This window comes from Dactylosporangium thailandense, assembly GCF_059739745.1.
Genome location: NZ_AP029195.1, coordinates 3,915,558 through 3,927,500, shown reverse-complemented (window position 1 = coordinate 3,927,500; position 11,943 = coordinate 3,915,558). Strand labels below are relative to the sequence as shown.

Sequence of the window (11,943 nt, the reverse complement as noted above, 5' to 3'; positions counted from 1 at the left end):
GGCTGGATCACCTCCTTTCTAAGGAGCACCTTCGGTCGAAAGACTGTGAGGAGCCCGCGCCGGCCGAGTGTGCTGGTGGGGTGCTCAATGGCGGAGACACTGGCGAAGGTCTTGCGGACAACGGTCCCGGAGTCGAGTACTGCTAGCTGGAAGGCTGGCGTGGAAACAGTTCTGGGATGCGGTTCGTGTGGATCGTATAGGCACCCTGTTGGGTCCTGAAACAACCAGCGATGGTGTGTTTCGGACGTGAATCTGCGCCGGCGTGCAAAACCAGGCAGGGTGTCTGTCGAGGTTGCCGCTGACAAGACGGTGCGGGTTTGGTGTTGGTTGAGAATTGCACAGTGGATGCGAGCATCTTTATTGCTTTGTGGTCAAGTTGCTGAGGGCGTACGGTGGATGCCTTGGCACCAGGAGCCGATGAAGGACGTGGGAGGCCGCGATAGGCCTGGGGGAGCTGTCAACCGAGCTGTGATCCCAGGGTGTCCGAATGGGGGAACCCGGCACCAGTCATGTGGTGTCACTCCTGCCTGAACACATAGGGCAGGTAGAGGGAACGCGGGGAAGTGAAACATCTCAGTACCCGCAGGAAGAGAAAACAATAGTGATTCCGTGAGTAGTGGCGAGCGAAAGCGGATGAGGCTAAACCAGGCATGTGTGATACCCGGCAGGGGTTGCATGTTTGGGGTTGTGGGGCATGTCTGCACCGGTCTGCCGGCTGGTGGCACAGTCAGAAAGCCGTGGGTTAGTCGAAGTCCGCTGGAAAGCGGCACCGTAGACGGTGAGAGTCCGGTAGGCGAAAATTCGACGGTCTGTGTTGGCGTGTTCCCGAGTAGCGGCGGACTCCTGTAATCTGCCGTGAATCTGCCAGGACCACCTGGTAAGCCTAAATACTCCCTGGTGACCGATAGCGGACGAGTACCGTGAGGGAAAGGTGAAAAGTACCCCGGGAGGGGAGTGAAATAGTACCTGAAACCGTGCGCCTACAATCCGTCGGAGCGTCCTGGCTTAGGCTGGGGGTGACGGCGTGCCTTTTGAAGAATGAGCCTGCGAGTTAGTGATACGTGGCGAGGTTAACCCGTGTGGGGGGAGCCGTAGCGAAAGCGAGTCTGAATAGGGCGTTCAGTCGCGTGTCCTAGACCCGAAGCGGAGTGATCTAGCCATGGGCAGGCTGAAGCGCGGGTAAGACCGCGTGGAGGGCCGAACCCACCAACGTTGAAAAGTTGGGGGATGATCTGTGGTTAGGGGTGAAAGGCCAATCAAACTCCGTGATAGCTGGTTCTCCCCGAAATGCATTTAGGTGCAGCGTCACGTGTTTCTTGCCGGAGGTAGAGCACTGGATGGCCTAGGGGGCCCACAAGCTTACTGAAGTCAACTAAACTCCGAATGCCGGTAAGTGAGAGCGTGGCAGTGAGACTGCGGGGGATAAGCTTCGTAGTCGAGAGGGAAACAGCCCAGATCACCAGCTAAGGCCCCTAAGCGTGTGCTAAGTGGTAAAGGATGTGGGGTCGCATAGACAACCAGGAGGTTGGCTTAGAAGCAGCCACCCTTGAAAGAGTGCGTAATAGCTCACTGGTCAAGTGGTTCCGCGCCGACAATGTAGCGGGGCTCAAGCACACCGCCGAAGCTGTGGCATTCACACGTGTACCAGGCCTTTGTGGTCCAGGTGTGTGGATGGGTAGGGGAGCGTCGTGTCACCGGTGAAGCGGCGGAGTGATCCAGCCGTGGAGGTGACGCGAGTGAGAATGCAGGCATGAGTAGCGAAAGCAGGGTGAGAAACCCTGCCGCCGGATGACCAAGGGTTCCAGGGCCAGGCTAATCCGCCCTGGGTGAGTCGGGGCCTAAGGCGAGGCCGAGAGGCGTAGTCGATGGACAACGGGTTGATATTCCCGTACCCGCGTAGAAGCGTCCATGCTGAACCTGCTTGTACTAACGTCACAATGGTCTGAACCTTTCGGGGGGATGGCCGGCGTTTCGGAACTCGGGTGGTAGTAGGCAAGCGATGGGGTGACGCAGGAGGGTAGCTGGACCCGGCCGGTGGTTGTGCCGGGGCAAGCGTGTAGCCCGTGCTGTAGGCAAATCCGCAGCACATGTGGGTGAGACGTGAAGCGGAGCCGTTTCAGGTGAAGTCAGTGATCCCATGCTGCCGAGAAAAGCCTCTAGCGAGTTTCGAGCGGCCCGTACCCCAAACCGACACAGGTGGTCAGGTAGAGAATACCGAGGCGATCGGGCGAACTGTGGTTAAGGAACTCGGCAAATTGCCCCCGTAACTTCGGGAGAAGGGGGGCCACCGATGGTGAGACCACGTGCTGGTGGAGCGGTTGGTGGCCGCAGAGACCAGGGGGAAGCGACTGTTTACTAAAAACACAGGTCCATGCTAAGTCGTAAGACGACGTATATGGACTGACGCCTGCCCGGTGCTGGAACGTTAAGGGGACCTGTTAGTCCTTCGGGGCGAAGCGGAGAACTTAAGCGCCAGTAAACGGCGGTGGTAACTATAACCATCCTAAGGTAGCGAAATTCCTTGTCGGGTAAGTTCCGACCTGCACGAATGGCGTAACGACTTCCCCACTGTCTCAACCACAGGCCCGGCGAAATTGCACTACGAGTAAAGATGCTCGTTACGCGCGGCAGGACGGAAAGACCCCGGGACCTTCACTATAGCTTGACATTGGTACTCGAATTCGATTGTGTAGGATAGGTGGGAGCCGGTGAAACCCTCACGCCAGTGTGGGTGGAGGCAAGCTTGAAATACCACTCTGTTGGATTTGGGTATCTAACCTTGGACCGTGAGCCGGTTCAGGGACAGTGTCTGGTGGGTAGTTTAACTGGGGCGGTTGCCTCCTAAAATGTAACGGAGGCGCCCAAAGGTTCCCTCAGCCTGGTTGGCAATCAGGTGTTGAGTGCAAGTGCACAAGGGGGCTTGACTGCGAGACTGACAGGTCGAGCAGGGACGAAAGTCGGGACTAGTGACCCGGCACTGGCAGGTGGAAGCGGTGTCGCTCAACGGATAAAAGGTACCCCGGGGATAACAGGCTGATCTTCCCCAAGAGTCCATATCGACGGGATGGTTTGGCACCTCGATGTCGGCTCGTCGCATCCTGGGGCTGGAGTAGGTCCCAAGGGTTGGGCTGTTCGCCCATTAAAGCGGTACGCGAGCTGGGTTTAGAACGTCGTGAGACAGTTCGGTCCCTATCCGCCGCGCGCGTAGGATACTTGAGAAGGGCTGTCCCTAGTACGAGAGGACCGGGACGGACGAACCTCTGGTGTGCCAGTTGTTCTGCCAAGAGCACGGCTGGTTGGCTACGTTCGGAAGGGATAACCGCTGAAAGCATCTAAGCGGGAAGCTCGCTTCGAGATGAGGTATCCCACCCCTTGAGGGTTAAGGCCCCCAGCGAGACCACTGGGTTGATAGGCCGGAAGTGGAAGCCTGGTAACAGGTTTGAGCTGACCGGTACTAATAGGCCGAGGACTTGACCTACAAATCTTTGCTTTGAAGATCTTGCATCCACTGTGTGATTCTGAACCAACACCGAACGCACCCCACCTATTCGGGTGGGTGTGCGGGGTTGACAGGTTCATAGTGTTACGGCGGCCATAGCGGAGGGGAAACGCCCGGTCCCATTCCGAACCCGGAAGCTAAGCCCTCCAGCGCCGATGGTACTGCACCCGAGAGAGTGTGGGAGAGTAGGACGCCGCCGGACTAACGTTCCTTCAGGGGCTCACCGAATTCGGTGGGCCCCTGAAGCGTTTCCCAGGCCTTTTCGAGCCGGCCCCGCATGCTGCGGGGCCGGCTTTTTTGTTTGCGCGGGGATCGGGCTGAGAAGCATTTCTTAGGCGTTCTGGTGAGGCCGGGCCCACGGATGGCTTCGCGGGGCGGTCAGGCTGCCGCTGAGCGGGCCTTCCACCGCGACAATCAAGCCGCGGTGCGGAACAGGGCCACGCCAGTGAGCCGGTCGGCACTTAAGCACATGCGAGCGGCGAGGCACGGGTCGGTCGGCGTGTGCTCACGCGTGAGCGGCGAGGCACGGGCCGGTCGGCGTGCGCTCACGCGTGAGCGGCGAGGCACGGGCCGGTCGGCATGTGCTCACATGTGAGCGGCGAGACACGAGCCGGTCGGCATGTGCTCACACGTGAGCGGCGAGGCACAGGTCGGTCGGCGTGTGCTCACGCGTGAACCGCGAGCCTCGGGCAGTCGGCAGGCGATCACCCAGCGTTACCGGCGGTCAGTCCGGGTCTGATCGGCGCCGGGGGGACGTCGTAGGCTGGCGCGCGATGCAGTTCGGGGTGCTCGGGCCGCTCGCCGTGACCACCGACGCCGGCGAGGCCGTCGTCGTGCCCGGGACCAAGGTGCGGGTCCTGCTCGCTGATCTCCTCCTGCACCGCAACCACGTCGTGTCCGCCGACAGGCTCATCGACGACCTGTGGGGCGACGACCCGCCCGCGAACCCGGCCGGCGCGCTGCAGGTGCGGGTCTCCCAGCTGCGCAAGGCGCTCAACGACGCCGAGCCGGGTGCCCGCGACCTGGTCGAGTCGCGGGCGCCGGGGTACCTGCTGCGCACCGGCGCCGTCGACGCCGACCGGTTCGGAGCGCTGGCCGGCTCCGACGACGTCGCGGACCTGACCGCGGCCCTCGCGCTCTGGCGCGGCGAGCCGTTCGCCGACATGGCCGACGAGGAGTTCGTGCGCGCCGAGGTCGAGCGGCTGACCCAGCAGCGCCTCGCCGTGCACGAGCGGCTCGCCGAGGCTCGCCTGGCCCGCGGCGAACCCGACCTCGTCGCCGCCGACCTGGCCGGGCTCGTCGCCCGGCACCCGCTGCGCGAGCGGCTGCGCGCGCTGCAGCTGCGGGCCCTGTACGCGGCCGGCCGCCCCACCGAGGCCCTCGACAGCTACGCCGAGCTGCGCGAACGGCTGGCCGAGGAGCTCGGGCTCGACCCGGGGCCCGAGCTGGTCACCATCCACCGGCAGATCCTCGGCCACGACGCCGCGCTGGCCCCGGCGGCAGGCCCGGAGGCGCTGGCCCTGGCGGCAGGTCCGGAGGCGCTGGCCCCGGCGGCAGGCCCGGAGGCGCTGGCCCCGGCGGCGGGTGCGGAGGCGACGGTACCGACCGGGAAGGCGCCGGACGTGAAGCCGCCGGCGGCGCTGATCCGCAACGCCCTCCCCGCGCGGCTGGACGAGCTGGTCGGCCGGGCCGAGGCACTCGCCGAGCTTCGGCCTCTGCTGGCCCGCCAGCGCCTCGTCACCCTCGTCGGGCCCGGCGGTGTGGGCAAGACTCGCCTGGCCACCGAGGCCGTCCGCGACCTGAACCCGGCCGACGTCGTCTTCGTCGAGCTCGCGCCGGTCCCCGCCGGCGGCGACGTCGCCGAGCGGGTGCTGGCCGCGCTCGGCGTGCGGGAGGCGGCCGGGGCGGAGCTGCGCGCCGACGACCGTCTGCTGGCCGCGCTCGGGCCGCGTGCCGTGACCGTTGTGCTCGACAACTGCGAGCACGTCATTGCCCCGGCCGCCGCGCTGGCCGGGCGGCTGCTGCGCGACGCGCCCGGCGTGCGGGTGCTCGCGACCAGCCGGGAACCGCTGGGCATTGGCGGGGAGCGCGTGTGGGACGTACCGCCGCTGACCCTCCCGGACGACGAGCGCGATCTCGACGCGGTCCGGCGCTCCGCGGCCGCCCGCCTGTTTACCGCCCGCGCCGCGGCCCAGCAGCGCACGTTCCGCCTGGACGAGCGCACCGCGCCCGAGGTGGCCCGCCTCTGCCGGCGCCTCGACGGGCTGCCCCTCGCCCTGGAGCTGGCCGCGACCCGCGTGCGGGCGCTCGGCCTGCACGGTGTGGTGGAGCGCCTCGATGACCGGTTCGCGCTGCTCGCGACCCAGCAGCGGGACGTGCCCGAGCGCCAGCGCACCCTCACCGCCGTCATCACCTGGAGCTGGGACCTGCTCGACGCCGAGGAGCGGCGGGTCCTGGCCCGGCTCTCCGTGTTCGCCGACGGCTGCACCCCGGAGGCGGCCGAGGAGGTCTGCGGCACCGACCTCGACGTGCTCGCCCGGCTCGTCGATCGTTCGCTGGTCGTCGTCGACGACGGCCCGCGCTACCGCCTGCTCGAGTCGGTGGCCGCGTTCGCCGCCGACCGCCTCCGCGATGGGGACAAGGTCCGCAATGACGGGGACGAGGTCCGCGATAGGCAGGCCGTCGACCGCGTCGGCGGCGGGGACGAGGTCCGCGATAGGCAAGCCGTCGGGGACGAGGTCCGCAACAAGCAAGCCGTCGAACGTCTCGGCGACGGGGACGAGATCCGCGACCGGCACGCCGCCTACTACACCGCTCTCGCCGAGCGGGCCGATCCGCACCTGCGCGGCCCCGAGCAGCAGCACTGGCTGGCCGTCCTCGACGCCGAGTCCGCGAACCTCGGCCGCGCCCTGGAGCGGACGGCGGGCGACCCGCGGCTGCCGACGGCGCTGGGCTGGTACTGGTTCCTGCGCGGCCGGCTGACCGAGGCCCGGCGGGCGTTCGGCCCCGTCGCCGCCGGCCCGTGGAAGCTGGGCTTCGCGCTGCTGCTTGGCGCCCCCGTCGTCGCGCGGGACGTGCGCGCCGCGCTCGCCGGCGCGCCGGGCCTCGCCCGCTGGTTCGTGGCCAACGCCGTGTTCGACCGCGGCGACCTGGCCCTGGCCGACGAGGTGCTGCCGGCCGACGGACACGACCCCTGGGTCGAGGCGGCGACGTCGGTCACGCGGGCGACGTTCGCCCACGCCGCCGGGGATCTCGACGCGCTTGAGCACTACGGCACCCGCGCCGCCGCGCTCTTCGCCGGCCTCGGCGACCGCTGGGGCCGCCTGCAGGCCACGGACTGGGTCGGCGGCCTCGCCGAGATGCGCGGCGAGCACGAGCGGGCCGCGGCCCTGCACCGCGAGGGCCTGCGCTGGGCCGAGGAACTCGCGCTCTGGCCCGAGGTGGCGAGCAAGCTCTCCTGGCTGGCCTGGCTGGCCGTGCAGACCCGCGACTACGGGACCGCCCGCGAGTTCGGCGAGCGCGCCCTCGCCCGGGCGAGCGAGCAGGGGAACCCGGCCGCGGTGGTCTTCGCCGAGCTCGGCCTGGGCATCGGCGCCCGCCGCGCCGGCCGGCTGGACGAGGCCGAGGCGCACCTGGGCCGCCTGGCCGACCAGGGCCGTGGCGAGCCCCAGCCCGCGCTATATCTCCCGATGGTCCTGGTCGAGCTCGGCTACGCCGCCGAGCAGCGCGGCGACCCGGACGAGGCCCGCGCCCTGCACCTCGAGGCGCTCGACGCCGCCGACGCGATGGGCGCACCCCGCGACGCCATCATCGCCGTGGAGGGCCTGGCCGCCGTGACCGCCGCGGACGAGGACGCGGCCCGGCTCCTCGGCGCGGCCGCCAAGTCCCGCGAGACCTACGGCGTCACGGCCGCCCCCGCCGAGCGCGACGAGATCGAACGGGTGACGCAACGGTTGCTCGCCGCCCTCGGCGCGGAGCGCTTCAAGGCGCTGCACGCCGAGGGCGGCGAGGCGGACGTCACGCTCGCACGGGAACGTAGGTCGCGATGATCAGGCCGTTCTTGTGGACGCGGGTGCCGGCCAGCTCGAAGGAGGCCGCGAAATCGGTCAGCGCCGCGGTCAGGCTCGGGCCGCCGACCAGCACCGGGTGGATCCAGAAGTGGACCTCGTCGACGAGGCCGGCCTGAACGAGCTGGGCCGTGACGGAGCCGTAGCCGTATTGGATGATGCCCTTGCCGTCGACCTCCTTGAGCGCGCGCACCGCCTCGACGAGGTCGCCCTGCAGCACCTCCGTGTTGTTCCACGTCGGGTCGGTCAGCGTCGTGGAGGCGACGTACTTCTTCACGTTGTTGAAGTAGGCGGCACCGGTGGTCGGGTCGCTCTCGTCCCGCGTCGGCCACGCCGCCGACATGCCGTCGTAAGTGACGCGGCCCATGAGCATCGCGTCGGCGTTCTCGGTGAGCTGGCCCGCGAAGGCCTGGGCCTCGGCGTCGAAGTAGGGCACCGTCCACATCGGGCTCTCGATGACGCCGTCGAGGGTGATATACGTCGAGTTGACCAGCTTGCGCATCGAATGCTCCTCGGTGTCGTTCCCGTGTCCGTCTGACACCAACGACCTTGCCGCACCGGCCTTACGATTTCCTTTCGATCGGCCGTAAGAGCGAAAGCACACCCCGAAAGGGCGTGTCAGCGAAGCTCCGGCCGAGAGTGCACCCGAAGGCGCGGAGACCGGGGGCGCCGGCCGCGTGTCAGCGAAGCCCCGGCCGGAAGAGCGCGAGCGCACCCGAGTCGGAGTCGAGGCCCCGGGAGGGCAGGGTGCCGGGTCCGCCAAGGTCGAGGCCACGCGAGGGCAGGGTGCCGCGTCCGCCAAGGTCGAGGCCGCGGGAGGGCAGGGTGCCGGGTCCACCGAGAAAGTACCCCTGACCGAACGTGACACCGAGCTCCAGCAGGGCATCGCGCTCCTGGCGGGTCTCGATGCCCTCCGCGATCAGCGACGCCCCGATGTCGGCCGCGAAGGAGACGAGCGAGCGGGTCAGCGCCTGCCGCACCGGGTCGGCGTGGACCTGGCGGATGAGGTCGATGTCGAGCTTGATGACGTCGGGGCGCAGCTGCAGGATGTGGCGCAGGCTCGCGTACCCGGCGCCGGCGTCGTCGATCGCCAGCTGGATGCCCGCGTCGCGCAGGCGGTCGGTCGCGGTCACGAGGCGCCCGTAGTCGCCGACCTGGGTGTGCTCGGTCAGCTCGATGCCGATGCGGCGGTGCGCCTGCCGCAGCAGCGTCGCCTGGATCTCGGCGGTCAGCACGGCCTCGGCGGAGAGGTTCACCCCGAGCCAGGTGCCGTCCGGCATCGTGTCGAGGTGCTCGAGGGCGCGCCGCACCGCGAGATGCTCCAGCGCGGCCCCCATCCCGGCGTGGCTGGCCTCGGCGAACGCGTGCGCGGGGGTCGGGAAGCGCGGGTCGTCGAAGCGCGCCAACGCCTCGTACGCCACCACGGTGTCGGGCGCCAGCCGTACCACGGGCTGGAACACCATCCGGACGTCGAGCGCGGCGAGGTCCTGGGTCGCGGCGTGGGCCGGGCCGAGCGCGGTGGTGTGGTTGAGGTGCCCGCTGACCACCTCGGCGAGCAGCGCGAGGAAGTCCACGGCCCGGTCCCCGAGCGCCGGGGCGGGGCTGCGGCTCACGCAGCACAGCATGCCCGCGGTCCGGCCGTCGGCGTCGCGCCAGGGCACCCCGACGTACGAGCCGATGCCCATCTCGGCGGTGACGTCCAGGTCCCGGCTGACCGGATGCCGCCGGGCGTCGGGGACCAGCGGCGGCAGCGTGCCCGCGACCACCCGGGAGCAGAACGAGCCGGCCAGCGGGCGGCCCTCGCCGAGCACGACGCGCATCTGGTCCAGGGCGCCGTCGGCGAGCCTGATCACCTGCTCGTCGGCGCTGAACCGCGAGATCCAGGCGACGTCCATGCCGAGCTGGGTGCGGGCGAAGCGCAGCAGCCGCTGCAGTTGCGCACGAGCGTCCGACTCGTAGTCCACGCGCCACCTCCGTGCCGGGTCGCGTGGGTCATCGGCCCGCCGGACCCGACTCTGAGCGTTTTCGCGGCGGCCTCGCTACGCTGCGGTGTGCTGATGCATCCGGACCAGTTGCCGCTGTCGTTGTCCACGGTGCGCGGGCTCATCGCCGGGCAGTTTCCCGAGTGGCGGGAGTTGCCGGTGCGGGAGCTGGCCCCCGGCACGGTCAACGCGGTGTTCCGGATCGGCGACGAGCTCGTCGCCCGGTTCCCGCTGCGGCCGGATTCGGCATCGCAGCTGCGCGCGGAGGCCGACGCGGCCGCGAGGCTCGCCGCGCACACCCGGTTCGCGGTGCCGCACCCGGTCGCGTTCGGCTCGCCCGGGCCCGGGTACCCGCTGCCGTGGTCGGTGCTGCGCTGGGTGCCCGGCACCGTCGCCTCCGAGGCGGTCGCCGGTTCCGTCGCGTTCGCCCACGACCTGGCCGAGCTCATCGCCGACACGCGCGGCATCCCCACGGATGGCGGCATGTTCGGCGGTACCGGCAGAGGCGGCCGGATCGCGACGCACGACGCGTGGATCGAGACCTGCTTCGCGCGCAGCACCGAGCTGCTGGACGTGCCGCGGCTGCGCCGGCTGTGGGCGCGGATGCGCGAGCTGCCGCGCGGCGACGCCCCGGACGTGACGAACCACGGCGACCTCATGCCCGGCAACGTGCTCGTGTCCGGCGGCCGGCTCACGGGCGTGCTCGACGTCGGTGGCCTCGGCCCGGCCGATCCGGCCCTCGACCTCGTCGGCGCCTGGCACCTGCTCGACGCCGCGCCCCGGGCCGCGCTCCGATCGCGCCTCGGCTGCGGCGAGGCGGAGTGGGAGCGCGGCCGGGCGTGGGCCTTCGTGCAGGCGATGGGCGTGGTCTGGTACTACCGCGACAGCCACCCCGCGATGAGCCGCATCGGCCGCAGGACCCTCTCGCGCATCCTCGCCGCCTAACGACTCGGCGGCGGGCCCCCGGCTCCCGGACCCCCGCCGCCAGGACCTCCGCCCGGGGCACCGCCGCCGGCCGGTGTCGTGCGGGTGTCCACCTTCGCGGTCAGGGCCACGGCGTAGCCGGCGCTCACGCTGCCCGTGACGGTGCCGAGCTGCAGCGCCCCGCCGTCGTTGCCGAACACGTTGTCGCTGTCGAGCGTCACCTGCTTCAGGTTCTGCACCGAGGCCGAGTAGCCGGACGTGGCGTAGACGGTGTCGCAGACGTCCTTGGGCAGCGCGACCTGCGAGGTGGCGATCGCCTTCGCGGAGTCGGTGATGCTCGCCTGGTCCGGGTACACCTCGAAGTGGATGTGCGGCCACCGCCCCGAGTAGCACGCCGGGAAGATGCTGGTGAACCGCACCTTGCCGGAGGCGTCCGCGATCTGCACCCCGCGCAGGTAGTTCTGGTCGGTGACGCCCTGCGAGTACAGGGAGTACCGGCCCTCGCGGTCGCAGTGCCACACGTAGACGGCCACGCCCGCGAACGGCTTGTCCCCGTTGGCCATGTCCACGATGGACAGCTCGAGCGTCATGGGCACGCCCGCCGCGGTGCCACTGGCGGTACCGAAGCTGGATCGAATGTCACCGCGGACGATGCCGCTCTGGTTCAGCACGTTGGGCCCGTTGGAACCGTCGCCGGGATATGGTCCGGCGGTCTCGTCCGGAATCTCCCCGGCGGCCGTCCCGCCGCTCGCGCTCGTGCTCGCGCTCGTGCTCGCGCCGGTGCTCGTGCTGCCCGACGGGGCCGCCGTCAGCTCGTCGCCGCACGCGGCCGTCAGCCCGACGACCGCCGCCCCGAGCCCGAACATGCGCAGCAGCTGCCGCCGCCGCACCATGGTCCCGATGTCGAAGCCGAGCCCCTGGTCGACGAGCTCCTCGTCGGGCCGGGCGAACGGCCGCCCCTCATACGTGGGCCGCTGCCCGTCCTGCTTGCCGTGTCCCACGACCGGACCTCCGCTCGATACACTCCGACCAATTCCTGTGGGCCAAGGTTGTCGGCGGCGGCTGGCACGCCGCTGCGGGCAACCTGGCAGCCGCCTGTGAGCCCGCGGGCCACGCGGCTCGACCTCGCCGCGTAAGCTGCGGCGATGCTGGTCATCTTCGGGTTCCGCACGAAGCGCGAGTTCCTGCGCTGGGTGGCGTTCGTGTGCCGGGTGTGCGGGCAGAGCCAGCGCCTGCCGCTCGTCCGGGAAGTCACGAAGTTCAGCCTGTTCTTCATCCCGCTCTTCCCGATCCGCGTCAAGCACCTCGTCGAGTGCCAGAACCCGGCCTGCCGGTCGGCGACGAAGGTGAGCGGCGAGGAGGCGGAGCGGCTCGCGGCCGTCTGAGCCTCGCTTGACACTCCACCGGCGGTCCCGCCAAGCTTGTGCTGAGAGCGCTCTCAAGCGGCTGTGACACCTTGCCCGAGGTGGTG

The 11,943-nt window shown here is 69.2% G+C and carries 6 protein-coding genes and 3 rRNA genes (1 of these 9 cut by a window edge); 6 read left to right on the top strand and 3 right to left on the bottom strand.

Going from position 1 to position 11,943, the window contains the following annotated elements; all coding sequences use genetic code 11:
• From AC6JBM_RS17625 to AC6JBM_RS17610, 4 genes are all read left to right on the top strand, one after another.
• Window positions 1-18: ribosomal RNA gene (locus AC6JBM_RS17625) — 16S ribosomal RNA — on the top strand; it begins 1,497 nt to the left of the window's first position.
• Between the two features lie 351 nt (window positions 19-369).
• Window positions 370-3,478 (top strand): 23S ribosomal RNA (locus AC6JBM_RS17620).
• Window positions 3,479-3,584: 106 nt separating this feature from the next.
• Window positions 3,585-3,701: ribosomal RNA gene (rrf, locus tag AC6JBM_RS17615) — 5S ribosomal RNA — on the top strand.
• The 16S, 23S and 5S rRNA genes sit together here, the layout of an rRNA operon.
• A gap of 571 nt (window positions 3,702-4,272) precedes the next feature.
• Window positions 4,273-7,548: an AfsR/SARP family transcriptional regulator gene (locus AC6JBM_RS17610; protein ID WP_497984665.1), complete on the top strand. Its 3,276-nt coding sequence runs from the start codon at window positions 4,273-4,275 to the stop codon at window positions 7,546-7,548.
• On the opposite strand, the gene AC6JBM_RS17605 is transcribed toward AC6JBM_RS17610, so the two are convergent.
• Both AC6JBM_RS17605 and AC6JBM_RS17600 read right to left on the bottom strand, forming a co-directional pair.
• Window positions 7,517-8,068 carry a dihydrofolate reductase family protein gene (locus AC6JBM_RS17605; RefSeq protein WP_497984664.1) on the bottom strand — a complete coding sequence of 184 codons (552 nt, stop codon included), beginning with the start codon at window positions 8,066-8,068 and terminating at the stop codon, window positions 7,517-7,519. The genes AC6JBM_RS17610 and AC6JBM_RS17605 overlap by 32 nt on opposite strands.
• 178 nt (window positions 8,069-8,246) lie before the next feature.
• On the bottom strand, window positions 8,247-9,530 hold the full coding sequence (locus AC6JBM_RS17600) for a sensor domain-containing phosphodiesterase (protein WP_497984663.1): 1,284 nt from the start codon (window positions 9,528-9,530) through the stop codon (window positions 8,247-8,249).
• Window positions 9,531-9,623: 93 nt separating this feature from the next.
• Between AC6JBM_RS17600 and AC6JBM_RS17595 the strand changes: the two genes are divergently transcribed.
• Complete coding sequence (locus AC6JBM_RS17595; RefSeq protein WP_497986483.1) at window positions 9,624-10,493, top strand: aminoglycoside phosphotransferase family protein; 870 nt, start codon at window positions 9,624-9,626, stop codon at window positions 10,491-10,493.
• On the opposite strand, the gene AC6JBM_RS17590 is transcribed toward AC6JBM_RS17595, so the two are convergent.
• Window positions 10,490-11,473 (bottom strand): intradiol ring-cleavage dioxygenase, encoded by a 984-nt coding sequence (locus AC6JBM_RS17590; protein ID WP_497984662.1) that lies wholly within the window; start codon window positions 11,471-11,473, stop codon window positions 10,490-10,492. The two genes, AC6JBM_RS17595 and AC6JBM_RS17590, sit on opposite strands and share 4 nt — an antisense overlap.
• Before the next feature lie 144 nt (window positions 11,474-11,617).
• Between AC6JBM_RS17590 and AC6JBM_RS17585 the strand changes: the two genes are divergently transcribed.
• Window positions 11,618-11,857 (top strand): zinc ribbon domain-containing protein, encoded by a 240-nt coding sequence (locus AC6JBM_RS17585; RefSeq protein WP_497984661.1) that lies wholly within the window; start codon window positions 11,618-11,620, stop codon window positions 11,855-11,857.
• The last annotated feature ends 86 nt before the right edge of the window (window positions 11,858-11,943 follow it).